The 24368-nt window shown below is 72.5% G+C and carries 23 protein-coding genes; 17 read left to right on the plus strand and 6 right to left on the minus strand.

Annotated elements, in window-relative coordinates; genetic code table 11:
• Positions 1-35 precede the first annotated feature (35 nt).
• Positions 36-317: an Lrp/AsnC family transcriptional regulator gene (locus AC07AZ_RS10215; RefSeq protein WP_356046387.1), complete on the minus strand. Its 282-nt coding sequence runs from the start codon at positions 315-317 to the stop codon at positions 36-38.
• Positions 314-1057: a rhomboid family intramembrane serine protease gene (locus tag AC07AZ_RS10220; protein WP_478845793.1), complete on the minus strand. Its 744-nt coding sequence runs from the start codon at positions 1055-1057 to the stop codon at positions 314-316. The genes AC07AZ_RS10215 and AC07AZ_RS10220 overlap by 4 nt, the downstream gene beginning before the upstream one ends.
• Positions 1058-1214: 157 nt before the next feature.
• On the opposite strand from AC07AZ_RS10220, the gene AC07AZ_RS10225 reads away from it, so the two are divergent.
• From AC07AZ_RS10225 to AC07AZ_RS10245, 5 genes are all read left to right on the plus strand, one after another.
• A complete protein-coding gene (locus tag AC07AZ_RS10225; protein ID WP_356046383.1) occupies positions 1215-1454 on the plus strand; it encodes a hypothetical protein in 240 nt (79 codons plus the stop codon).
• 36 nt (positions 1455-1490) lie between these two features.
• Complete coding sequence (locus tag AC07AZ_RS10230; protein ID WP_478845795.1) at positions 1491-2840, plus strand: NYN domain-containing protein; 1350 nt, start codon at positions 1491-1493, stop codon at positions 2838-2840.
• Between the two features lie 327 nt (positions 2841-3167).
• Complete coding sequence (locus AC07AZ_RS10235) at positions 3168-4202, plus strand: C40 family peptidase (RefSeq protein WP_478845797.1); 1035 nt, start codon at positions 3168-3170, stop codon at positions 4200-4202.
• 221 nt (positions 4203-4423) lie between these two features.
• Positions 4424-5437 carry a C40 family peptidase gene (locus tag AC07AZ_RS10240; RefSeq protein WP_478845799.1) on the plus strand — a complete coding sequence of 338 codons (1014 nt, stop codon included), beginning with the start codon at positions 4424-4426 and terminating at the stop codon, positions 5435-5437.
• A 32-nt stretch (positions 5438-5469) separates the two neighbouring features.
• Entirely contained in the window at positions 5470-6660 is a 1191-nt protein-coding gene (locus tag AC07AZ_RS10245) for a hypothetical protein (RefSeq protein ID WP_478845801.1), read from the plus strand.
• A gap of 168 nt (positions 6661-6828) precedes the next feature.
• Here AC07AZ_RS10245 and AC07AZ_RS10250 read toward each other — a convergent pair whose 3' ends face one another.
• The gene (locus tag AC07AZ_RS10250) at positions 6829-8064 is read right to left on the minus strand and encodes a glycosyltransferase 87 family protein (protein ID WP_478845803.1); all 1236 of its coding nucleotides are present in this window, start codon (positions 8062-8064) and stop codon (positions 6829-6831) included.
• 120 nt (positions 8065-8184) lie between these two features.
• Between AC07AZ_RS10250 and AC07AZ_RS10255 the strand changes: the two genes are divergently transcribed.
• Positions 8185-9327, plus strand: a complete 1143-nt coding sequence (locus AC07AZ_RS10255; protein ID WP_478845805.1) for a glycosyltransferase family 4 protein — start codon at positions 8185-8187, stop codon at positions 9325-9327.
• A 234-nt stretch (positions 9328-9561) separates the two neighbouring features.
• Entirely contained in the window at positions 9562-11199 is a 1638-nt protein-coding gene (locus AC07AZ_RS10260; RefSeq protein WP_478845807.1) for a GMC oxidoreductase, read from the plus strand.
• 13 nt (positions 11200-11212) lie between these two features.
• Here the strand turns inward: AC07AZ_RS10260 and AC07AZ_RS10265 are convergent, their stop codons facing one another.
• Positions 11213-13009, minus strand: coding sequence for an AMP-dependent synthetase/ligase (locus tag AC07AZ_RS10265; protein WP_478845809.1), 1797 nt, complete (start codon positions 13007-13009; stop codon positions 11213-11215).
• A 295-nt stretch (positions 13010-13304) separates the two neighbouring features.
• On the opposite strand from AC07AZ_RS10265, the gene AC07AZ_RS10270 reads away from it, so the two are divergent.
• The 6 genes from AC07AZ_RS10270 to AC07AZ_RS10295 all read left to right on the plus strand — a co-directional run bounded on the left by AC07AZ_RS10270 (position 13305) and on the right by AC07AZ_RS10295 (position 18344).
• Positions 13305-14102 carry a metallophosphoesterase family protein gene (locus tag AC07AZ_RS10270; protein ID WP_478845811.1) on the plus strand — a complete coding sequence of 266 codons (798 nt, stop codon included), beginning with the start codon at positions 13305-13307 and terminating at the stop codon, positions 14100-14102.
• 112 nt (positions 14103-14214) lie between these two features.
• Positions 14215-14658, plus strand: coding sequence for an SRPBCC family protein (locus tag AC07AZ_RS10275; protein WP_478845813.1), 444 nt, complete (start codon positions 14215-14217; stop codon positions 14656-14658).
• A 43-nt stretch (positions 14659-14701) separates the two neighbouring features.
• Positions 14702-15871, plus strand: coding sequence for an ArsA family ATPase (locus AC07AZ_RS10280; RefSeq protein ID WP_478845815.1), 1170 nt, complete (start codon positions 14702-14704; stop codon positions 15869-15871).
• Between the two features lie 57 nt (positions 15872-15928).
• Positions 15929-16423 carry a DUF5304 domain-containing protein gene (locus AC07AZ_RS10285; protein WP_478845817.1) on the plus strand — a complete coding sequence of 165 codons (495 nt, stop codon included), beginning with the start codon at positions 15929-15931 and terminating at the stop codon, positions 16421-16423.
• Positions 16424-16564: 141 nt separating this feature from the next.
• On the plus strand, positions 16565-17518 hold the full coding sequence (locus AC07AZ_RS10290; RefSeq protein ID WP_478845819.1) for an ROK family glucokinase: 954 nt from the start codon (positions 16565-16567) through the stop codon (positions 17516-17518).
• A gap of 70 nt (positions 17519-17588) precedes the next feature.
• A complete protein-coding gene (locus tag AC07AZ_RS10295) occupies positions 17589-18344 on the plus strand; it encodes an endonuclease/exonuclease/phosphatase family protein (RefSeq protein ID WP_478845821.1) in 756 nt (251 codons plus the stop codon).
• Between the two features lie 334 nt (positions 18345-18678).
• Here the strand turns inward: AC07AZ_RS10295 and AC07AZ_RS10300 are convergent, their stop codons facing one another.
• Together AC07AZ_RS10300 and AC07AZ_RS10305 are read right to left on the minus strand one after the other, a co-directional pair.
• Positions 18679-19254 (minus strand): hypothetical protein, encoded by a 576-nt coding sequence (locus AC07AZ_RS10300; protein ID WP_478845823.1) that lies wholly within the window; start codon positions 19252-19254, stop codon positions 18679-18681.
• Positions 19247-20059 carry an alpha/beta hydrolase gene (locus AC07AZ_RS10305; protein ID WP_478845825.1) on the minus strand — a complete coding sequence of 271 codons (813 nt, stop codon included), beginning with the start codon at positions 20057-20059 and terminating at the stop codon, positions 19247-19249. The genes AC07AZ_RS10300 and AC07AZ_RS10305 overlap by 8 nt, the downstream gene beginning before the upstream one ends.
• Positions 20060-20219: 160 nt before the next feature.
• On the opposite strand from AC07AZ_RS10305, the gene AC07AZ_RS10310 reads away from it, so the two are divergent.
• The 4 genes from AC07AZ_RS10310 to AC07AZ_RS10325 all read left to right on the plus strand — a co-directional run bounded on the left by AC07AZ_RS10310 (position 20220) and on the right by AC07AZ_RS10325 (position 24183).
• Positions 20220-21101 (plus strand): lysophospholipid acyltransferase family protein, encoded by an 882-nt coding sequence (locus tag AC07AZ_RS10310; protein WP_478845827.1) that lies wholly within the window; start codon positions 20220-20222, stop codon positions 21099-21101.
• A 34-nt stretch (positions 21102-21135) separates the two neighbouring features.
• Positions 21136-22359: a MacS family sensor histidine kinase gene (macS, locus tag AC07AZ_RS10315; RefSeq protein WP_478845829.1), complete on the plus strand. Its 1224-nt coding sequence runs from the start codon at positions 21136-21138 to the stop codon at positions 22357-22359.
• Entirely contained in the window at positions 22356-23042 is a 687-nt protein-coding gene (locus tag AC07AZ_RS10320) for a response regulator (RefSeq protein WP_478845831.1), read from the plus strand. The genes macS and AC07AZ_RS10320 overlap by 4 nt, the downstream gene beginning before the upstream one ends.
• A 112-nt stretch (positions 23043-23154) precedes the next feature.
• On the plus strand, positions 23155-24183 hold the full coding sequence (locus AC07AZ_RS10325; protein WP_478845833.1) for a 6-phosphofructokinase: 1029 nt from the start codon (positions 23155-23157) through the stop codon (positions 24181-24183).
• Positions 24184-24368 lie beyond the last annotated feature (185 nt).

Raw genomic sequence — 24368 nt, forward strand, 5'->3', positions numbered from 1 at the left:
CCGCTCGGCGGTGCCCGGAGGCGGGGTTCAGGCGGTCAGGAGTCCAGCCCGATCGCGAACGCCGCCTCCAGGTCGTGCTGCGAGTAGGTGCGGAACGCGACGTGCGTGTCCGTGCCCTCCACCCCGGGGATCTTGCTGATGCGCCCGGGGATGACCTCCGCGAGGTCCTCGTGCCGCGCGACCCGGACCATGGCGATCAGGTCATAGGTGCCGGTGACCGAGAAGACCTCGCTGACGGACTCCAGGGCGGCGATCGACTCCGCGATCTCGGGAATCCGGTCCACGCTTGTCTTGATGAGGACGATCGCGGTGATCACGGCTGGTTCTCTCCCTCGGGGGCCGGAGCTGGGGCGGAGTTCACTCTAGTGGTACGGCCGAAGCACACCCACGCGTAGCCGAAGCCCGCCGTGAACCCCACCAGGTGCGCCAGATAGGCGACGCCGGGCCCCTGGGACGCCCGCCCGGCCGCCAGCCACTGCAGGGCCGCCCAGAAGGGCAGCACGACCCAGGCGGGGAAGCGCAGCGGCAGGAAGAACAGGAACGGCAGGAGGCTGGTCACCCGCGCTCCGGGGAACAGGTACAGACACGCCCCGAGGACGGCGGAGATCGCCCCGGAGGCGCCGACCAGGGACTGGGTGGAGCCGGCGTTGGCGGCCGCGTAGCCCAGCAGCGCCAGGCAGCCGCAGCCGAGGTAGAAGAGGGCGAAGCGGAGCCGGCCCATGCGTTCCTCGGTCAGCGCGCCGAAGACGTGCAGGAACAGCATGTTGCCCAGCAGGTGCACCCAGCTGCCGTGCACGAACAGGGCCGTGGCGGGGGTGAGGGCGGCCCGGGGGGAGCCCTCGAACAGTTCTGCGGGGACCACGCCCCAGCGGTGGAAGTAGGCCCGCTGCGCGGCGAGCAGCCCGTCGCCGGAGCCGTACGCGGGGTCGAGGCCGGAGGCCGGGCCCATCGCGAACAGCAGGCAGCAGGCGCCGATCAGGCCGTACGTCACCGGTGCGGGCGACGTCCGGACCCTGCCGACCGTCCTGCCGACCGCCGTGCTCCAGTTGCCGATCATGAGCACAGAGCATGACGTAAGCGGACCGAACCGCACAGACCGCCTCGCCGCCGTGGACGGGCGGGCGGCGGGTCCCTGCCAGGCCGTAGGGTTACGAGCCACACGCACCGGGGAATCCGGCGCGTCACGGACACTAGAAGGAAAGCGGACGCCCACGATGACGGTTCCCCTGCCGACCGACGCCACCCGGTGGCGTTGCACCCTCTGCGGCAACCTCACCCGCTTCGACGTGACGCGCTCGTCGAAGGTCGTCGAGTACGTCCACCTCGACCTCGCGGGTGAGCCGAAGGTCGAGGAGCGCGAGACGCTCAGTGAGACCATCGAGTCGGTGCGGTGCCGCTGGTGCAACGCGGTGGATCAGGTGGAACTCGTGGACAGGCCGGGTGCCGGCTCCTGACGGGAGCGGGCCCCGCACAGGTATTGGGGTTGACGGATGGTGGAGACCACGGGCGGGGAGCCGGGCGACGGCGCCGCCGAGGTGCTCGACCGTCCGCTGCCCGACGGCGTGCGCCGCAGGGTCGTGCAGATCGTGTCGGACGGCTTCGGCGGCCTGACCGTCGGCGAACTGCCCGCACAGCTCAGACAGTACGCCCGGTTCGCCCCCAACCGGCGGGCCAAGTTCGCCGGGAACGCGATGGCGGCCGCCCTGGAGACCGATCCGCTGTTCCGGCAGCGCATCGGGGAGAAGTTCCGGGAGATCCAGCCGGAGCTGTCCGCGGCTCTGGACTCCGGTGCGCCGCCGCCGGCCGCGCACCCGCTGGACGTGGCGGCCGCGGCCTACGTGCTGCGCCCCACCGGCTGGGTGAAGCTGGTGACCGCGGCCGGCGAGGAGGCCCTGCGGGCGGACGCCGAGCGGGCCGGCGAGGAGAGCCGGGCGGAGCTGGCGCGGCTGCGCGAGGAGCTCGCCCAGGCCCGTGAGCAGACCCGGGCCGACACCGAGCGGCTGCGGACCGAGCTGGACACGGCGAAGAAGGAGACGGAAGCGCTTCACCGCAAGCTGCGCGCGGCCCTCAGCGACGTCAAGCGCGGCGAGGCGGCCCTGCGCAAGCTCCAGAGCGAGACCGAGACGGCCCGCGCCGAGGGGCAGGCCCAGGTGTCCGCCGCCGAGAGCGAGAGCCGGCGGCTCAAGGCGCGGCTCGGCGAGGCCGAGGCGGCCCTGGAGGCCACCCGCCGGGCGGCCCGGGAGGGGCGCAGCGTCGAGGACATGCGGGTGCGGCTGCTGCTCGACACCGTGCTCGACGCGGCCCAGGGGCTGCGGCGCGAACTGGCGCTGCCGCCCGTGTCCGTACGGCCGGCGGAGACCGTCGACGCGGTCGAACCGGGACGAATGACCCCGAAGGACATCGCCGCGCGCGCTCTGTCCGAGAACGACCCCGCGATCCTCGACCAGTTGCTCGCGCTGCCGCAGGCGCATCTCGTGGTCGACGGCTACAACGTCACCAAGACAGGCTATCCCCAAATGCCGCTGGAGAAGCAGCGGTTGCGGCTGCTCGGGCAGCTCTCGCAGCTCGCCGCGCAGACGGGGGCCGAGGCGACCTGTGTCTTCGACGGGGCCGAGCTGCTCGCGCCGGTGCTGCTCGCGCCACCGCGCGGGGTGCGGGTGCTGTTCTCCAAACCCGGTGTGACGGCCGACGAGTTGATCCGTCAGCTGGTGCGCGCGGAGCCGCCCGGGCGTCCGGTCATCGTGGTCTCCACCGACCGCGAGGTGGCCGACGGGGTGGCGCGGGCGGGGGCCCGGCCGGTCGCCTCCGCGGTGCTTCTGAAGCGGTTCTCCAGGGTCTGAGACGGCCCGGGGGTCGCGTGGGCCGAACTGCCCCGTAGATCCCGTGCGTCGCTTAGATCCCAACCGCAACGTACGGCGGCAATGACCGAATTGACAGTACCTGCACGCAACGTAGTGTCAGATGTGCATCACTGCACGTGAGTTGTTTGTGAAGATTGCAGACTGTGACAAACATTTTTCACGTGAGGATTTGAACTGATCACAAGAAGGTCACTAGGGTCTGGGCTCGAACCCCCGCTCGGGTGATCACTCATTGGGAGTGACGGCGGAGGGGCACCGCCCGCCGGCGTCTCGGTAGGCGGCTGGAGGAAGAAGGAGCTCGCCTTCGTGGCGTCCCACCGTCGACCCAAGCAGCCGAGCCGCACCCGTGTGACCGTGCTCACCACCGCCGCCGCAGCGGCCGTCGTCCTCAGCGCCAACGCCGCCAACGCGGCGCCGAGCGAGAAGCCGAGCAAGGGCGACGTCAAGGCCAAGGTCGACAAGCTCTACGAAGAGGCGGAGCAGGCCACCGAGAAGTACAACGGGGCCCAGGAGAAGCAGGAGAAGCTCCAGAAGGAGATCTCCACCATCCAGGACAACGTCGCCCGCGGCCAGGAAGAGCTCAACGAGCTGCGCGACAGCATCGGCCTGGCGGCCGCCGCCCAGTACCGCACCGGCTCCATAGACTCCTCCGTCCAGCTGTTCCTGTCGGCCGACCCGGACGACTACCTCGACAAGGCCTCCACGCTCGACCAGTTGAGCGGCCAGCAGGTCGAGGCGCTGAAGAAGATCCAGGGGAAGCAGCGCGAACTCGCGCAGGAGCGCGCCGAGGCCTCCGACAAGCTCAAGGACCTCGCCTCCACCCGCACGGAACTGGGCAAGAAGAAGCAGGAAGTCCAGACCAAGCTCGCCGACGCGCGCAAGCTGCTCAACACCCTGACGGCCGCGGAGCAGGCGGCACTCAACGCCGCGGACGCCCGTGCCAGCCGCTCCGCCACCGAGCGGGTCGACCTCGGCAACGACGGTTCCGCCTCCAACCGGGCCGCCGCGGCCTTCGCCGCCGGACAGAGCAAGATCGGCACGCCGTACGTCTACGGCGCGTCCGGCCCCTCCTCCTTCGACTGCTCGGGCTTCACCTCCTGGGCCTACGCCCAGGCCGGCGTCACCATCCCGCGCACCTCGCAGGCCCAGGCCAACGCCGGTACGCGCATCTACAACCAGAGCGACCTCAAGGTCGGCGACCTGGTCATCTTCTACGGCGACATGCACCACGTCGGCCTCTACGCCGGCAACGGCCAGGTGCTGCACGCCCCCCGCACCGGCACCGTCGTGCGCTACGAGTCGATCGGCAACATGCCGTTCCAGTTCGGCGTCCGTATCTGACTCCGGCTCCCGCCCGAACGGGCGAATTGCTGTCACCGCCGCTGACCCCACGCCCCGCCCATGACCTGCGTCATAGGCGGGGTGTCACGTTGTGTGCCCGCGCGGGTCGTTGGTGACCGCCCGGTGGCGGGGCTACTGTCTGCCGCGTTTCCCCACACCGGAGCGCCGCTCCGGCACCGGGAAGCAGTCCGTGTCCGCCAGCGGAAGGAGCGCGGCTTCCCGTGGGGTTCCATCGCCGCCTTGTACCGTCCGGGTTCAACCGGGGCGCCGGCACCGCCCTGTGCGTCCTGTCCGCCGCGGCCGCCGCTCTCGGCGCCGTGCCGGCGGCGGCCGCGCCGCACGACGACACCCGTGCCGAGGTGGACCGCCTCTACGAGGCGGCCGAGCAGGCCACCGAGGCCTACAACAAGGCCGACGAGCGGGCCGACTCACTGCGCGAGCGGGTGAGCGACGCGCAGGACCACATCGCCCGGCAGCAGGAACGCGTCAACACCATGCGGGAGTCGCTCGGTTCACTCGCCGGAGCGCAGTACCGCTCCGGCGGCCTCGACCCCTCGCTCGCGCTGCTGTTCTCCGACGACCCGGACGACTATCTCGACAGGGCCGCCACGCTCGACCGGATCACCGCCCGCCAGGCCGGCCAACTGAGGGAACTCCAGGCGGCGATGCGTGAACTCGCCCAGGAGCGCGCGGAGGCGGCCGGCGAACTCGCCGAACTGGAGCGCGGCCGCGAGGCCGTCGCCACCCACAGGCGGACCGTGGAGAAGAAGCTCGCCAGGGCCAGGCAGCTGCTCAACTCCCTGCCGTCCGCGGAGCGCGCGGCCTACGACCGTGCCTCCCGTTCGGGGCGTTTCCAACTGCCCGACCCCACCGGGGCGGGCGCGTCCTCCGCCCGGGCGGCCGCCGCGGTCGCCGCCGCCCGCTCCGCGCTCGGCAAGCCGTACGTCTGGGGCGCGACCGGCCCCTCCGGCTTCGACTGCTCGGGCCTGATGCAGTGGTCCTACGCGCAGGCCGGTGTCTCCCTGCCCCGCACCTCGCAGTCCCAGCGCCACGCGGGCCGGCAGATCCCGCTCTCCGAGGCCCGGCCCGGTGACCTGGTCACCTACCGGTCCGACGCCAGCCATGTCGGGATGTACATGGGCGACGGCCAGGTGATCCACGCGCCCTACCCCGGCGCGCCGGTGCGCTACGACCCGGTCGGCATGATGCCTGTCTCGTCGGTCACGCGGGTCTGACCCGGCGCCCCCGCTGGCCGTACGATCGGGAAGTGGCTGGTCGAGGGCGGGTGGCGGGATCGGGATTCGTGGCGCTGTGTCTGCTGCTCGTCTCCCTGGCCGGGTGCGGCGGGCGGACGGCGACCGACAGCGCGAAGGCCGACGTGCAGCGGGTTCTGGACCGGCGTGCGGCCGCGGTCCTCGACCGTGACCCGGCCGCGTTCGTCCGGACCGGTGCGCTGAGCTGGTTCGGGAACCTCGGCGCGGTGCCGCTGGCGTCCTGGTCCTACCGGGTGACCGCCGTGCACCGCAGCGGCTCCACGGCCACCGCCGACGCGGAGCTGGGCTATCGCGTCGAGGGGTACGACACGGCCCCGGTCACCGTCGGCCGGACCCTGAACCTGAGCCGGGACGCGGGCGGGCACTGGTACGTCGACGCGGAGCTGCCCGCCCGGAAGACGGCGCAGCAGCTGTGGGACGAGGGCGAGGTGGCCGTCGTGCGGGGCGCGCACAGCCTGGTGATGGGGGTCGGGCAGACCGGCGAGACCCTGCACCGGTACGCGGAGCTCGCCGACCGCGCGGTGCCGGCCGTGTCGGCGGCCTGGGGCACGGGCTGGAGCCGGCACGTCGTGGTGCTCGTGCCGAAGTCGCTGGACGGGATGGCCGGCCTGCTCGGCTCGCCCGCCTCCTCCTACCGGGGGATCGCCGCCGTCACCACCGGTGAGACGGGCGCCCCGGCCCGGGCACCGGCGGACCGGATCATCGTCAACCCGGACGCGTACGGCGTCCTGGGCGACGTCGGCAAGCAGGTGGTGCTCACCCACGAGACCACCCATGTCGCCACCCGCGCCGCCACCAGCGCCGCCACCCCGCTGTGGCTGTCCGAGGGGTACGCCGACTGGATCGGCTACCTGGGCACCGGCCGCACGCCGGCCGAGGCCGCGCCCGAGCTGTGGCGGGCGGTGACCGGCGGCCACGTCCCCGCCGGGCTGCCGGCCGACGGCGACTTCGGCTTCACCGGGGACGCGAGCGGGCTGGCACGGGCCTACGAGGGCGGGTGGATGGCCTGCCGGTACATCGCCGAGCACTGGGGCGACGCCCGCCTGCGCGCGTTCTACCGGGCCGTGGGCGGACACGACCGGCGGGCCGGGGCGGTCGAGGACGCCATGGACAAGGTCCTCGGCACGACCCCGGCGCGGTTCACCGACCGCTGGCGGGCCTATCTGCGGGCTCAGCTGACCTGACCGGGTGCCTCTCGCCTGTCCGCGGGTTCGGCCGGCCTGACCGGTCCGGTCCGCGGGCCCGGCTGATCCGGCCGGGGCGGAACCAGCGACTCGGTGTGCCGGGCGCGTTCCACCTCCCCGGTCGCCCCGGTCGCCCGGGCTCCCGCGGCAGGCCGGCGCCGGGCGGGTTCAGCGGGAGACGGAGGTCTCGTCGGCGCGGGCCGTCTGGGCCGGGAGGAGGGCCGGGTCCGGGCGGGGGACCGTCGAGCGCCACAGGGCGCGGGCCCCGGCGAGGGTGGCGAGCACCAGCAGGCCGTCGCGCACGAACAGCAGGGTCACGCCGAGGGCGTCGCTCGCCACGACGTTCGCGAACCAGACCGGGAACTCCAGCACCGTCACCAGACTCGCCGCCAGCACCAGACAGGCCGGCACACCCATCCGGCTGGCCCGGAAGCACATGCAGACGGCCGCCAGGCCGATCAGCCACACCAGGTACTGCGGGCTGATCACCCGGCTCGTGGTGGTGAACATCAGCACCGCCACGAAGGCCGCGTCCGCGAGCGTGTGCGCCTGGAAACGGGTGGCCATCAGCCGCCACAGCAGCAGCCAGCCGAAGGCGATCCCGGTGAGGAACAGGGCGGCCGTGCTCACCAGGTCCACGTACGGGCCGACGAACTCGACCGAGCCGTAGTTGAGCAGCACCTGCCCGTGCCAGCCGTGGTGCCGGGCCACGTGGAAGACCAGGGAGCCCAGCGACTCGACCTCGGTGCCGCGGCCGCGCTGGAAGGCCAGGAAGGCGAAGGCGCCGGGCATGGCGATCGAGAACAGGGCCGCCAGCGCGGCCACGGTGGCCGTCGCCGAGCTCCACACGCCCCGCTTGCGGGCGGCGACCAGCACGAGCACCGGCCACACCTTCAGCAGCGCCCCGAAGCCCGCGAGCACACCCGCCACCCGGGGGTGCCGGGCGGACGCGAGCAGCGCCGCGACGGCCACCGCGGTGACCATCACGTCGTAGCGGGCGTAGACGGTCGGCCCGAGCAGCGGTACGCCCACCACCCACACCCAGGCACCGCGCAGCGACTTGCCGGGGCGCAGACCCGCGTACAGCAGCAGGGCGAGGACGACGAGGTCGGCCACGCAGGCCAGGACGAAGAAGGCGTGCGTGTAGCCGAGGAACGGCAGCAGCCCGGGGGAGAGGATCGCGAGCGCGGCGGCGGGCGGGTACTGCCAGGTCACGTCGTCCAGCGGGAAGGTGCCGGTGCGCAGCACGTCGTACCAGCCCTGGTAGATGACGGAGACGTCGCTGGTGACGTCCGGGCCGGGGAAGACGTACACCCGGAAGGCGAACAGCAGCAGGAGCAGCCTGGTCACGCCCCAGGCCCCCAGCAGCCAGGCCAGTGACCGCCACCCGACCGTCGTCTTCACGTGAACCCCTGCCCGTTCGCTGCGCGCCTTCCGGAGAACATGATGGCCCGCCCCGCTGTGAGCCTGCCACACGGGCGGCCGGGGCCGGCTGTGAGCGGCCGTTCGGTAGGGTCGGCGGCGATGCACAAGACCCTCGTCGTCACGAACGACTTCCCGCCCAGGCCCGGCGGCATCCAGGCCTTCCTGCACAACATGGCGCTACGGCTCGACCCCGAGCGGATCGTCGTGTACGCCTCCACCTGGAAGCGCGGCCGGGAGGGCGCCGAGGCGACCGCCGCCTTCGACGCCGAGCAGCCCTTCACCGTCGTCCGCGACCGTACGACGATGCTGCTGCCGACGCCGGTCGTCACCCGGCGGGCCGCCGGGCTGCTGCGCGAGCACGGCTGCACCTCGGTCTGGTTCGGGGCGGCGGCCCCCCTCGGCCTGATGGCGCCGGCGCTGCGCCGGGCCGGCGCCGAACGGCTGGTGGCCACGACCCACGGCCACGAGGCCGGCTGGGCCCAGCTGCCCGCCGCACGGCAGCTGCTGCGCCGGATCGGGGAGTCCACGGACACGGTCACCTACCTGGGGGAGTACACACGCTCGCGGATCGCCGCCGCGCTCAGCCCGGAGGCGGCCGCGCGGATGACGCAACTGCCGCCCGGGGTCGACGAGAAGACCTTCCATCCCGGCTCGGGAGGTGCCGAGGTCCGGGCGCGGCTCGGGCTGACCGACCGTCCCGTGGTCGTGTGTGTGTCCCGGCTGGTCCCGCGCAAGGGGCAGGACACGCTGATCCTGGCCATGCCGCGGATCCTGGCCGCCGAGCCGGAGGCCGTCCTGCTGATCGTCGGCGGCGGGCCCTACGAGAAGGACCTGCGCGAGCTGGCCCGGGCGACCGGGGTGGCCCGGTCGGTGCGCTTCACCGGGGCGGTGCCCTGGGCGGAGCTGCCCGCCCACTACGGCGCCGGCGACGTGTTCGCGATGCCGTGCCGTACCCGGCGGGGCGGGCTCGACGTCGAGGGCCTCGGGATCGTCTACCTGGAGGCGTCGGCGACCGGGCTGCCGGTCGTGGCGGGTGACTCCGGGGGCGCGCCCGACGCCGTGCTCGACGGTGAGACCGGCTGGGTCGTACGGGGTGGCTCCGCCGGGGAGGCGGCCGACCGCGTCACCGCGCTTCTCGCGGACGCGGAGCTTCGCCGGAGCATGGGGGAGCGGGGGCGGGCCTGGGTCGAGGAGAGGTGGCGGTGGGATCTGCTGGCGGAGCGTCTGAAGCGACTGCTGTAGCCGGGGGCGTGTGGGGTTGCCGCGCGGTTCCCCGCGCCCCTGAAGTGCCCACGGGGGTGGGGTCTTTGGTGGTCAGAGGGTGCGGGGCGGTGGTGGTTTCCCGCGCGGATCCCGCGCCCCCCCCGGGGGGCGTCCCTCGGGTCGGTGTCGGGTTTGCGCGGCCTTGTCTCCTGGTGCGCTGCAAAAACGGCGTAGCCCCTAGGCGGAACCGGAAAATCCGCACATGCTGCGCGCATGACAGCAAAACTGATGCAGCGTCAGCTGACGAGACGTCAAATCATGGGCATGGTCGCCCTCCAGACCGCCGCCGCGGCCGGTCTCACCCGTATCGGCCTCCAGTCCGCCTCGGCGGCCGAACCCGCCGCCGTCGACAACGCCCCCGCGATCGTGGTCGGTTCGGGCTACGGCGGGGCCGTCGCCGCCCTCCGCCTCGGCCAGGCCGGCATCCGCACCCTCGTCCTGGAGATGGGCCGGCTGTGGAACACCCCCGGCTCCGACGGAAAGGTCTTCTGCGCCACCAGCGCCCCCGACCAGCGGTCCATGTGGTTCCGCACCCGTACCGAGGCACCGCTGGCCACCTTCCTGTGGCTGGACCTCGTCAACCGGGACATCAGCTCGTATCCGGGCGTCCTGGACCGGGTGCACTACGCCGACATGTCCGTCTACGTGGGCCGGGGCGTCGGCGGTGGCTCCCTGGTCAACGGCGGGATGGCCGTCACCCCGCCCCAGTCGTACTTCAGCGAGCAGTTCCCGGGCGTAGACGCCGCCGAGATGTACGGCACGTACTTCCCGCGGGCCCGGGCCATGCTCGGCGTCAACACCGTCGACCCCGCCTGGTTCGAGTCGACGGAGTGGTACAGGTTCACGCGGGTCTCCCGCAAGCACGCCCAGAACGCCGGCCTGAAGACCACCTTCGTGCCGAACGTCTACGACTTCGGGTACATGCAGCGCGAGGCGGCCGGCACCGCCACCAGGTCCGCGCTCGCCGGCGAGGTCATCTACGGCAACAACCACGGCAAACGCAGCCTCGACCAGACGTACCTGGCCTCCGCGCTCGGCACCGGGAACGTCACCATCAACACCATGGAACGGGTCCGGGCGATCCGCCGGGCCGCCGACGGGACGTACGTCCTGACCGCCGACCGGATCGACGCCACCGGAGCCGTCGTCCAGACCAAGGAGTACGGCTGCACGTACCTCTTCCTCGGCGGCGGCAGCCTCGGCACCAGCGAACTCCTCGTCCGCGCCCGGGACACGGGCGCTCTGCCCGCCCTCGACGCGAGCGTGGGGGCCGGCTGGGGGACCAACGGCAACGTGATGCTGGGCCGCGCCAACCACGTGTGGGACACCGTCGGCGCCAACCAGTCGACCATGCCGGTCATGGGCATCGACGACTGGGCGAACGCCGACAACCCGGTGTTCGCCGAGATCGCGCCGCTGCCGATGGGCCTGGAGCACTGGGTCAGCCTCTATCTGGCGATCACCAAGAACCCGCAGCGGGCGTCGTTCACGTACGACGCGGCGAGCGGCGGGGTCAAACTGGGCTGGACCGCGGCCCACAGCGCCGTCTCCGTCGCCATGGCGAAGAAACTGTTCGACCGGATCAACGCGGCGAACGCGACGATCTACCGGTACGACCTGTTCGGTTCGTCCGGCAAGGTGTTCGCGGACGACTTCTGCTACCACCCGCTGGGCGGCTGCGTGCTCGGCAAGGCGACCGACAACTACGGCCGGGTGAAGGGGTATTCGAAGCTGTACGTGACCGACGGCTCGCTCGTGCCGGGCTCGATCGGGGTGAACCCGTTCGTCACCATCACCGCGCTCGCGGAACGCACGATGGCGCGGGTCCTCGCCGAGGACACCGCGCCATGAGCCGGCCTGCTTCCTACTTCTGGTAGATCGCCTCGATCTCGTCCGAGTAGTCCTTGGCCACCACGTTGCGCTTGAGCTTCAGGGACGGCGTCAGGTGGCCCGACTCCTCCGTGAACTGGGAGGACAGAATGCGGAACTTCCGCACCGATTCCGCCTTCGACACCGCGGCGTTGCCGTCGTCGACCGCCGACTGGATCGCGGCCAGCAGGTCCGCGTCGGCGTGCAGCGACGCCGCGGTGGAACCCGCCGGCTTGCCGTGCTCGGCGGCCCAGCGGCCCAGGAACTCCTCGTCGACGGTGATCAGCGCGCCGACGAACGGCCGCCCGTCACCGACCACCATGCACTCCGCGACCAGCGCGTGCGCCCGGATACGGTCCTCGATCACGGCCGGGGCGACGTTCTTGCCGCCCGCGGTGACGATGATCTCCTTCTTGCGGCCGGTGATCCTGAGGTAGCCGTCCTCGTCGAGGGTGCCGATGTCACCGGTGTGGAACCAGCCGTCGGCCAGCGCCTCCGCGGTGGCCGCCTCGTTGTTCCAGTAGCCCTGGAAGAGGTGCTCGCCGTGCAGCAGCACCTCGCCGTCGTCCGCGATCCGCACCACCGAGCCGGGCAGCGGCTGGCCGACCGTGCCGATCTTCTGGCGGTCCCACGGGTTGAAGGCGGTGGCGGCACAGGACTCGGTCAGGCCGTAGCCCTCCAGGACCGTGAAGCCGATGCCGCGGAAGAAGTGGCCGAGGCGCTCGCCGAGCGGGGCGCCGCCGGAGATGGCGTACTCGCCCCTGCCGCCGAGGACCGCGCGCAGCTTGCTGTAGACGAGCTTGTCGAACGTCCGGTGCTTGATCTTCAGGCCGAGGGACGGGCCCGACGGGGTGTCCAGCGCCTTGCTGTACGCGATCGCGGTGTCGGCCGCCTTGTCGAAGATCTTGCCCTTGCCGTCGGCCTGCGCCTTGGCCCGCGCCGAGTTGTAGACCTTCTCGAAGACGCGCGGCACGCCCAGGATCAGCGTCGGCCGGTACGCGGCCAGTTCGTCGGTGAGGTTCTTGATGTCCGGGACGTTGCCCAGCTTGATCGGCGCCATCATGGGCGCGATCTGCACCAGCCGGCCGAAGACGTGCGCCAGCGGCAGGAAGAGCAGGACCGAACACTCGCCGGTGCGGAACAGCGGCCGCAGGCGCTCCACGATGTTGCCGCACTCGGCGAAGAAGCTGCGGTGGGTGAGCACGCAGCCCTTGGGCCGGCCGGTGGTGCCGGAGGTGTAGACGATCGTCGCCGGGTCGTCGGCCTTGGCGACGGAGCTGCGCTCCTCGACCACGGCGTCGCCGATGTCCTGGCCGGCGCGGCCCAGCTCCTCGACGGCACCGGCCTCGATCTGCCAGACGTGCTTGAGGGCGGGCAGCCGGTCGCGCACCGACTCGACGGCGGCCGCGTGCCCGTCCAGCTCGACGACGCAGGCGGTGGCGCCGGAGTCGGAGAGGATCCACTGGACCTGCTCGGGCGAGCTCGTCTCGTACACCGGCACGGTGATCGCGCCCGCGCACCAGATGGCGAAGTCGAGCAGCGTCCACTCGTAGCGGGTGCGGGACATGAGTCCGACCCGGTCGCCCGGCTGGACGCCCGAGGCGATGAGCCCCTTGGCGGCGGCGTGCACCTCGGCCAGGAACGCCGTGGCACTCACGTCCTGCCAGACACCGCCGACCTTGCGGGCGATGACGGCGACATCGGGATGCTGCGCGGCGTTTCTGCGGACGATGTCGGTGAGATTGCCGTCCGAGGGGACCTCGTACAAAGCCGGAAGGCTGAACTCGCGCAAGACTGCTGCTCCTCATAGGGCGCCGGCGCCACGACGTTGTGCGATGCGACGGTGCGGTCCAAGGCTCGGGCAGTACTCAGGAAGTCACTGGTTGAAAACCTGAGCACGACTGGACTGCCCGGACGTTACCCGCCGGTATGGCTTCTTCGACAGGGGGTCCCGACGAGATGTTCGCTGCGTCACACGGATTGCTGTTCCTTGACGCACAGTAGTCCACCCCCTAATTGACCGGCCAGTAACCGCGAGCTCCGTCGCCACTGTTCACGTATGCCACACACGCCTACTCTTGATCGACATGGCATCCACACCACCGGGCAGCCGCGGGACACGCGTCCACGTGGTCAGCGACGTCCACGGCAACGCCCGTGACCTGGCCAGAGCCGGTGAGGGCGCCGACGCCCTGATCTGTCTGGGCGACCTCGTCCTCTTCCTGGACTACGCCGACCACTCGCGCGGGATCTTCCCCGACCTGTTCGGCGCCGAGAACGCCCACCGGATCGTCGAGCTGCGCACGGCCCGCCGTTTCGAGGAGGCGCGGGAGTTCGGGGCCCGGCTGTGGGCGGGCATCGGCACCGACCGGGCCGCCGCGATCGAGCAGGCGGTACGCCGGCAGTACACCGAGCTGTTCGCCGCCTTCCCGACACCGACGTACGCCACCTACGGCAATGTCGACATGCCGACCCTGTGGAACGAGTACGTCCGGCCCGGCGTCACCGTGCTGGACGGGGAGCGGGTGGAGATCGGCGGCCGGGTCTTCGGCTTCGTCGGCGGTGGTCTGCGCACCCCCATGCGCACCCCGTACGAGATCGGCGACGAGGAGTACGCCGCGAAGATCGAGGCGGTGGGGGAGGTGGACGTGCTGTGCACCCACATCCCGCCGGAGGTGCCCGAACTGGTCTACGACACCGTCGCGCGCCGTTTCGAGCGGGGCAGCCGCGCCCTGCTCGCCGCGATCCGCCGCACCAGGCCCCGGTACGCGCTGTTCGGCCACGTCCACCAGCCACTGGTCCGGCGGATGCGGATCGGGGCGACCGAGTGCGTCAACGTCGGCCACTTCGCCGGATCGGGCAAGCCGTGGGCGCTGGAATGGTGAGAGTCCCCTGGTGGGGGTGAACTCCGGCCGTCCACTGCGCGGTAGCCTTCACGCTGCACACACGTGCGCACGACGACCTGCACACCGGCCCGCATCCGGAGGAGCCACGGCGATGGCGGAACACACCAGCTCGAGCATCACGATCGAGGCGGCACCGGCCGACGTCATGGCGGTGATCGCGGACTTCGCCCGCTATCCCGACTGGACCGGAGAGGTGAAGGAGGCGGAGGTCCTCAAGACCGACGCACAGGGCCGCGCCGAGCAGGTCCGGCTCGTCATGGACGCCGGCGCGATCAAGGACGACCAGACCCTGGGCTACACCTGGACCGGCGAGAACGCGGTCTCCTGGACCCTGGTCAAGTCCCAGATGCTCCGCTCCCTGGACGGCTCGTACCTCCTCAAGCCGGCCGGCGCCGGGGCGACCGAGGTGACGTACCTGCTCACCGTGGACGTCAAGATCCCCATGCTCGGCATGATCAAGCGCAAGGCCGAGAAGGTCATCATCGACCGGGCCCTCGCGGGACTGAAGAAGCGCGTGGAGTCGGGCGGGAAGTAGCCCCGACGGTCAGGACCGGCGCACGCGGGTACCGTTCACCATCATGCGCACCATCCTGATCACGGGCCCCGGCGGCGGTGGCCGTACCACCGTCGCGGCCGCCACCGCGCTCGCCGCCGCCCGGGACGGCACCCGCACCCTCGTGCTGAGCGCCGACCGCGCGGACACCCTCGGCGCGGCCCTGGACACGGTGACGGGACCGGTCCCCCGGGAGGTCGCGCCCCACCTCACCGCCTGGCGCCCCGACGCGGCCGAGCGGTTCCGCGAGGACCTCACCGCCTTCCAGGCCCGCGCGTCCTCCGCCTTCGACCTCCTCGGCGCCTCCCGCCTGGACCCGGAGGAACTCACCCCCCTGCCCGGCGCCGAGGAACTCGCCCTGCTGCGCGCCCTGCGCGACGCGGCCCTCGGCGAGAGCCACGACCTGCTGGTCGTCGACCTCCCGCCCACCCCGCAGGCCCTGGCCCTGCTCGCCCTGCCCGAGGAACTCCGCCGCTACCTGCGCCGCCTGCTGCCGGCCGAGCGCCAGGCGGCCCGCGCCCTGCGCCCGGTGCTCGGCAGGCTCGCCGGCGTCCCCATGCCCGCCGAGTGGCTGTACGAGACCGCCGCGCGCTGGGACCTGGAGCTCGCCGCGGTCGAGGCCGTCGTCGCCGACCGCGACACCGTCGTACGGCTGGTCGCCGAACCCGGCCCGGCCGGTGCCGACTCCGTGCGCGCCGCCGCCCTCGCCCTGGCCCTGCGCGGGCTGCGCCCCGACGTCCTGGTCGCCGGCCGCGTCCTGCCGGAGGCCGCCGCCGAGGGCTGGCTGGCCGGGCCCGTCGCCCAGCAGCGCAAGGTCCTGGAGGAGTGGCGGGAGTCCTACGACGTACGGCAGGTCGCCCACCTCGGCCACGACCCGCGCGGCGCCGCCGACCTCGCCGCGCTCGACGTGCCGGGCGTCAACGGCACGACCTCCACCGTGGAGTGGACGGTCGCCGACCGGCTCGCCGAGGACGGTGTGCTGGTCTGGCACCTGCCCCTGCCCGGTGCGATACGGGACGAGCTGGACCTCGTGCGCCGCGGTGACGAACTCGTCGTCACGGCGGGCCGGTTCCGCCGGATCGTGCCCCTGCCGTCCGCCCTGCGCCGCTGCACCGTCGCCGGGGCCGCGCTGCGGGAGGGCGAACTGCGCGTCCGGTTCGCCCCGGATCCCGGCCTGTGGCCGCGTACACGATGAACCGGGTGCGGCCGTTCGGGTAACGTCGTAGGGACGAACCGTAGTCAGGAGTCCGTCATGAGCGAAGAGCGCCCCACGCCCGACGCCCCCGAGCCGGAGGCCGCCGACGAGCCGCGGGCGGGCGACGACGACGCCTGGGCGACGGCGTGCGCCGAGGACCTCGCGGCGGAGAAGGCCCGCCGCCGCGCGGAGTACGGCCCGCCCCGGGTCTCGGCCGCCGAGGAGCTGCGCAAGCTCGTCGAGACGGTCGCCGACAAGCTGTCCGGCGCGCAGTCCCCTCTGCTGGGGGCGGTCGCCGGGCCCGCGGCCCAGCAGGTGGTGCGCCAGGTCGTCCAGCAGGCCAAGAACGCCGTCGAACCCGTCATCGAACGCAACCCGGACGTCTTCGACCACCTCGCCGCGGCCGGCGGCGAACTGCTCGCCGCCTACCGCTCCGCCGTGCAGGCCCAGGAGCGGCGCTGGACCGCGCGCACCGACGACCCGAAGCACCCCGGCGGCCGCGGCGACCGGGACGAGGGCACCGGCCCCGGCGAGCGCATCGACCTCGACTGAGACATGGAGGGCCCTGACTCCCCTGCCCGGCGAAGCGGGGCAGGTGGGCCCGGCGTGTCCGCCGTGCGGACGACGGGAATCCGACGGCAGGGCCTCGGGTACGGTTGGCCGTAGCGGGGCTCGACCGAAACTGAGGGATTCATGGGACTCACCATCGGCGTCGACATCGGCGGCACGAAGATCGCGGCCGGCGTGGTCGACGAGGAAGGCAACATCCTCTCGACCCACCAGGTGCCCACCCCGGGTACGCCCGAGGGCATCGTGGACGCCATCGCCGCCGCCGTCGAGGGCGCACGTGTGGGGCACGCGATCGTCGGCGTGGGCATCGGTGCCGCCGGCTACGTCAACCGTCAGCGGTCCACGGTCTACTTCGCGCCGAACATCGACTGGCGCCAGGAGCCGCTGAAGGAGAAGGTCGAGGCCCGGGTGGGCCTGCCGGTCGTCGTGGAGAACGACGCCAACGCGGCCGCCTGGGGCGAGTACAGGTTCGGTGCGGGCAAGGGGCACCGCAACGTCATCTGCATCACCCTCGGTACCGGCCTCGGCGGCGGCATCATCATCGGCAACAAGCTGCGCCGCGGGCACTTCGGGGTGGCCGCCGAGTTCGGCCACATCCGCATGGTGCCGGACGGCCTGCTGTGCGGCTGCGGCTCGCAGGGCTGCTGGGAGCAGTACGCCTCCGGGCGCGCCCTGGTCAGGTACGCCAAGCAGCGCGCCAACGCCACCCCCGAGAACGCCGAGATCCTGCTCTCGCTGGGCGACGGCCACCCCGACGGCATCGAGGGCAAGCACATCTCCATGGCCGCCCGCCAGGGCGACCCGGTCGCCGTCGACTCCTACCGGGAGCTGGCGCGCTGGGCCGGTGCCGGCCTGGCCGACCTGGCGTCGCTCTTCGACCCCTCCGCCTTCATCGTCGGCGGCGGCCTCTCCGACGAGGGCGAGCTGGTCCTCGACCCGATCCGCAAGTCCTACAAGCGCTGGCTGGTCGGCGGGAACTGGCGCCCGGTCGCCGACGTGATCGCCGCGCAGCTCGGCAACAAGGCCGGCCTGGTCGGCGCGGCGGACCTGGCCCGGGAGCCCGACCCCGTCATGTAGCGCATCGCCGTACGACCGTGCCCGTCGAGCCCCGCCCCGGGACGGCGGGCATCGTCGTATGTTGATCGCCATGGCGACCAGCATGCAGCTTCCCAACTCCCGCACCGAACCCGACGGTTCGGCCGTCATCCGGGTCCTCAGCTACAACATCCGCTCGATGCGCGACGACACCGACGCCCTCGCCCGGGTGATCACCGCCTGCGCCCCCGACCTGGTCCTCGTCCAGGAGGCCCCGCTCTTCTTCCGCTGGCGCAAGAAACTGGCCCGGCTCGCGGCGGCCTCCGGGCAGGTGATCCTCTCCGGGGGCGGTACGGCCGCCGGTCCCGCGCTGCTGTGCTCCCTGCGGGCGACCGTCGAGCGCACCGAGGACGTGCTGCTGCCGCTCACCCCGGGCCTGCACCGGCGGGGCTTCGCGACCGCGGTCGTACGCTTCGGCGGTGTCCGGCTCGGTGTGCTCAGCTGCCACCTCAGCCTGCAGCAGGACGAGCGCCGCGAGCAGGGCGCCATGCTCCTCGACCGGCTGGCCGGGATGGGCGTACGGCACGCGGTCGCGGGCGGCGACCTCAACGAACGCCCCGAGGGTCCGACGTTCCGGAGCCTCGCGGACAGCCTCCAGGACTGCTGGGCGGTCGCTCCCCGGGGCGGCGAACACACCTGGGCGCGGGACGAGCCGCACCGGCGCATCGACGCGATCTTCGCCACGAAGGGCGTCGAGGTGCTCGGCTGCGGGGTACCGCTGGGACATCCCGGCGTGACGGAGCACGACCTGAGGGCGGCCACCGACCACCTGCCGGTCCTGGCCGCCCTCAGAGTTCCGGTCCCGTAGGCGCCGCGCGTGCGCGGCGGCAGGGACCGCCGCGTGTGCCCGGCGGCAGGGACCCGCCGGTCGCGGGACGCCCCGTCCGTGCGGCTGGACGACCCGTCCGTCGCCGGACCGTCCTAGTGCCGCGACAGGCGACGTTCGCCCCGTCGCGACGCCCGGCACGCTCCCCCACTGCCGTAAGGGCGTGGGAGGTGCCCCCACTCCCGCACCAGCCGAAGACCCGAGTACGTCCAGTACGAGGGCCTCCGGCCGGCACTCCCCAGCCTCCGGCCGGGGGGACCCCCAGAGCACGCACCGGACGCCGTTCCTTCACGGGCAAACGTTGCCTGCCACGGCACTAGACCACCGCGCCCCGGCCGGGGTCGTCGTCCTCGTCGTCGGGCTTCATCCGGACGACCAGCGTGGCGAAGCCGCCCAGGAAGCCGCCGATGCCGACCGTGGTCAGCCACCAGGTCATCTCCCAGCCGAGCAGGACCGCGACGAGCAGCAGGACCGGCCCGCCGAGCACCCCCAGCCAGGCGAACTTCGCCGTCGGGTCCGCGTCAGGCAGCGGTGGCGGCTCCGGCGGCACGAAGTGCCCCTCGTCGTCGTCCCCGTCGTCCGGATCCCCGGTGCTCTCCGCCGCCGGTTCGGGCAGGCCGTGGTCGCGCGGGCCGACGCCGGGCGCGAAGGAGACGGAACTGCCGAGCGGACCCGCGGGCCTCTCCTTCCGCGGCTTCTCGTCGTCGGTCTCCGGTTCGGGCAGCGCCAGGTCCTCGACCGGCTTGAAGGGCTTGAAGGGCTTGACGCCCGGCGGGTCCGGCGGCTCGTCGCCGTAGCCCTCCACGATCGCCGCCCAGGCGGCCGCCTCGTCGAAGGGGACGCCCTTCTCGTCCGGCTCGCGGTCCTCGCGGTCGGAGTCGCTCTCAGCCACCTGCGGCCGTCCCTTCCTGCCTGTGTACCTGACCCGCGCCGGACGCCTCCTTGCCGGCACCGGGTGCGAGCCGGTCGATGAACGCGAAGCTCTCCTCGAAGATCCGGTCCGCGTCATGGTCCAACGTCGCGACGTGGTAGCTCTGTTCCAGCAGGATCTCCGTCACGTCCGTCGAGGAGACCCGGCCGAGGATCCGGGCCGAGTCGGACGGCGGCACCACGTGGTCCTGCGGGCTGCGCAGCAGCAGCAGCGGCTGGGTGACCCGCGGCAACTCGCCGTCGAGCAGCTGCAGGAACGCGCGCAGCGAGTACGCCGCGTGCAGCGGCACCCGGTCGTACCCCAGCTCGGCGGCGCCCTCCTTCGCGATGTCGCTCGCGATGCCCTTGGTCGAGGGCACGAGGTGGCGGACCACCGGCAGGGCGTGCGCGGCGAGGCCGTGCACCTGGTGGGCGGGGTTGACGGCGACGACCCCGGCGACGGCGGAGCCGTGCCGGGCGGCGAGGCGCAGCGCGAGCGCGGCACCCATCGACAGGCCGGCCACGAACACCTTCTCGCAGCGCTCGCCGAGGGCGCGCAGCTCGCGGTCCACCTCCGCGTACCAGTCCTGCCAGCCGGTGAGCTGCATGTCCTGCCACCGGGTGCCGTGCCCGGGGAGCAGGGGGAGCGAGACGGTCAGGCCGCGGGCGGCGAGGTGCCGCGCCCAGGGGCGCAGGGACTGGGGGGAACCGGTGAAACCGTGACAGAGGAGGACGCCTGCGGCCCCGCCCTCGTGGCGGAACGGCTCGGCTCCGGAGAGGACCGGCACCTTCGGGTCTCCTGTCCGTCAAGGGGCGTGAACAAGTCCAGGTGAGGTTCACGGTACGCGACCGCACTGACACCGACCAGGGTCGTCGGGTTCTTCGACAGTGCGCCGGGTTAAGGTCTCACCGACAGACACAGGAGGCATTCGGTTGTTGTACGGCGCGATGAAGGTATCCATCGGAGGGCCGCTGAAGCTCGCCTTCAGGCCGTGGGTGGAGGGCCTGGAGAACGTACCCGCCGAGGGCCCCGCGATCCTGGCGAGCAACCACCTCTCCTTCTCCGACTCGTTCTTCCTGCCCGCGGTCCTCGACCGCAAGGTCACGTTCATCGCGAAGGCCGAGTACTTCACGACGCCCGGAGTGAAGGGCCGGCTGACGGCCGCCTTCTTCAAGGGCGTGGGCCAGCTCCCGGTGGACCGCTCCGGAGCGCGCGGCGCGGGCGAGGCGGCGATCAGAAGCGGCATGGACGTGCTGGAGCGCGGTGAGCTGTTCGGGATCTATCCGGAGGGCACGCGCTCGCCCGACGGACGGCTCTACCGCGGCAAGCCGGGCGGCCTCGCACGCGTGGCGCTCGCCAGCGGCGCGCCCGTCATCCCGGTCGCCATGATCGACACGGAGAAGATCCAGCCGCCGGGGAAGGTCATGCCGAAGCTGATGCGGCCGGGCATCCGCATCGGCAGGCCATTGGACTTCAGCCGCTACCAGGGCATGGAACACGACCGTTTCGTGCTCCGGGCGGTGACCGACGAGGTCATGTACGAAATCATGAAGCTCTCCGGCCAGGAGTACGTCGACATCTACGCGACCGCCGCCAAGCGGCGGATCGCGGACGCGGCGAAGGCCGAGAAGGAAGCGGAGAAGGCGGCGAAGGCCGCCCTCGCGCAGGCACAGAAGGACGCGCAGGCGCGGGCGGACGCGCAGGCGCGGGCGGCGGACGCACAGGCACAGCAGGACGCATCACAGGCACAGCAGGACGCGCCGCCGCACGACCCCGCGTCGCGGGACGAGGCACGACGGGGACAGACGGAGACGGACGGCGCGTCCTAGGCGTGTCCGTGGGCCGGGGCCGGGGGTGGGGGAGTTGACCGAGCGCGAGCGAGTCGTGCGGATGTCGGTGGAGCAGCCGATGTGGCGTGCGCTCGGCGGGTACCGGGTACTCACGATGCTGTACGCGGTGGGCCTGTTCGCCACCGCCTACGACACGTTCACCCGCCCCTGGATCGCCGTCGCGTACTACTGCGTCCTGTTCGTCTGGACCCTGGCCACCCTCCCCAGGGTGGCGGGCGAGGCGCACTGCACGAAGCCGTTCCTGGCCGCCGACCTGGCCATCGCCCTCACCGGCATCCTGCTCACGCCCCTCGCCGACACGCACGAGCGGATCGTGGGCGGCGGGCCCACCCTGCCGTCGATATGGACGGCCGGCTCGGTGCTGGCCTTCGCGGTCAAGGGCGGCTGGCGCTGGGCGGCCTTCGCCTCCACGGCCGTCGCCCTCGCCAACCTGATCGAGCGGGGCGCCCCCACGCGCGACACCGTCCACAACGTGGTCCTGGTCTGGGTCGCCGCCATCGCCATCGGGTACGTCGTCGAGGTGGCCCGCGCCTCCGAGCGCACCCTCGCCCGCGCCCTGGAGATCGAGGCCGCCACCCGCGAGCGGGAGCGGCTGGCCCGCGACATCCACGACGGCGTCCTCCAGGTGCTGGCCATGGTGCAGCGGCGCGGTGCCGTCCTCGGCGGTGAGGCGGCGGAGCTGGGCCGGATGGCCGGGGAGCAGGAGGTCGCCCTGCGCACCCTGGTCTCCGGCGGGCTGCTCCCCCTGTCCCGGGTGTCGCGGGACCCGGCCCTGGGAGCGGTCGTACGGACCGTGGAGGAGGCCGACGACGACGGGCCGCTCGACCTGCGCCTGCTGCTCGCCCCGTTCGCCGCCGCCCGGGTCAGCCTCGCCGAGCCCGGCGCTCCCGTGCCGCTGCCGCCGGCCGCCGCGAGGGAGCTGGCGGCGGCGGTCGGGGCCGCACTGGACAACGTCCGCGCGCACGCGGGGGAGCAGGCGCGCGCGTGGATCCTGGTCGAGGACGAGCCGGACTCGGTCGTCGTGACCGTACGCGACGACGGCCCCGGCATCCCGGAGGGGCGGCTGGCGCAGGCCGAGGGCGAGGGACGGCTCGGAGTGGCCCTGTCGATCCGGGGCCGGCTGCGTGACCTCGGCGGCAGCGCCGAGCTGATCTCGGTGCCGGGGCAGGGCACGGAGGTCGAACTGACGGTACCGAAGGACACCGAGGTGTCACGGGGGAAGGCGGAGCAGCGATGACGGACACCGGGAGCGGACAGGCCCCCATCAGGGTGATGGTGGTCGACGACCACCCGATGTGGCGGGACGCCGTCGCGCGCGACCTGGCCGCGTCCGGGTTCCAGGTGGTCGCCACCGCGGGCGACGGCGATCAGGCCGTGCGCCGCGCCCGGGCAGCCGCGCCCGACGTCCTCGTGCTCGACCTCAACCTGCCCGCCAAGCCCGGCGTCCAGGTCTGCAGGGAACTCGTCGGCGCCAACCCGGCGCTGCGCGTCCTGGTGCTGTCGGCGAGCGGCGAGCACGCGGACGTCCTGGAGGCGGTCAAGTCGGGCGCCACCGGCTACCTGCTGAAGTCGGCCTCGACGGAGGAACTGGTCGACGCGGTGCGCCGGACGGCCGTGGGGGACCCCGTCTTCACCCCGGGACTCGCCGGACTGGTGCTCGGCGAGTACCGCCGGCTCGCCTCCGAGCCCGCGCCCGCGCCGGACACCGACCTGCCGGGGGCGCCGCGGCTGACCGACCGGGAGACGGAGGTGCTGCGGCTGGTCGCGAAGGGTCTGAGCTACAAGCAGATCGCGGAACGCCTGGTCATCTCCCATCGCACGGTCCAGAACCACGTGCAGAACACCCTCGGCAAGCTGCAGCTGCACAACCGCGTGGAGCTCGTCCGGTACGCCATCGAGCGGGGACTCGACGACGCGTAGCCGGCGGCTGTCCGGCGGTTCACCGTAATTACGCGGTCCCGCCCATCCCTGTGTGACCTGGATCACTACTAGCGTGACTCCTACCAGGCAACCGCAGCGAAGGGACATTTTCATGCGGGTAGGAGTACTGACCGGAGGCGGCGACTGCCCCGGGCTCAACGCCGTCATCCGGGCCGTCGTCCGCAAGGGCGTGCAGGAGTACGGCTACGACTTCGTCGGTTTCCGGGACGGCTGGCGCGGTCCGCTCGAGGCGGACACCGTCCGCCTCGACATCCCGGCGGTGCGCGGCATCCTGCCGCGCGGCGGCACCATCATCGGCTCCTCACGCACGAACCCGCTCAAGCACGAGAACGGCATCCGCCGGATCAAGGACAACCTCTCCAAGCTGGAGGTCGACGCGCTCATCGCGATCGGCGGCGAGGACACCCTGGGTGTCGCCACCCGCCTGACCGACGAGTACGACGTGCCGTGCGTCGGCGTCCCGAAGACCATCGACAACGACCTGTCCGGCACCGACTACACCTTCGGCTTCGACACCGCCGTCAACATCGCCACCGAGGCGATCGACCGCCTGCACACCACCGCCGAGTCCCACATGCGGGTCCTGGTCTGCGAGGTGATGGGCCGTCACACGGGCTGGATCGCCCTCCACTCGGGCCTGGCCGGCGGCGCGAACGTCATCCTCATCCCCGAGCAGCGCTTCGACATGCAGAAGGTGTGCGACTGGGTGACCTCGCGCTTCAGGGCGTCGTACGCGCCGATCGTCGTCGTCGCGGAGGGCGCCATGCCCACGGACGGCGATCTGGTGCTCAAGGACCAGTCACTGGACTCCTTCGGACACGTACGGCTGTCCGGGGTGGGCGAGTGGCTGGCGAAGGAGATCGAGCGGCGCACCGGCAAGGAGGCCCGTACGACCGTCCTCGGTCACGTCCAGCGCGGCGGTACCCCCAGCGCGTTCGACCGCTGGCTCGCCACCCGCTTCGGCCTGCACGCCATCGACGCGGTCCGCGACGGCGACTTCGGCAAGATGGTCGCCCTGCGCGGCACGGACATCGTCCGCGTGCCCATCGCGGAGGCGACGGCCGAACTGAAGACGGTGAACCCGGAACTGTACGACGAGGTCGGCGTCTTCTTCGGCTGACCGCCCCCCGGGGGGGGGGGGGGGGGGGGGGGGGGGGGGGAGGGGGGTGGGGGGGGGGGGGGGGGGGGGGGGGGGGGGGAGGGGGGGTGGGGGGGGGGGGTGGGGGCCACCCCCTTGGGGGGGGTTTTTTTTTTTTGGGTTTGGTCGGGGAAGGAGAGGACCGGTTCTCCCCCACCCCAACCCCC

The organism is Streptomyces sp. NPDC043878, assembly GCF_056435735.1.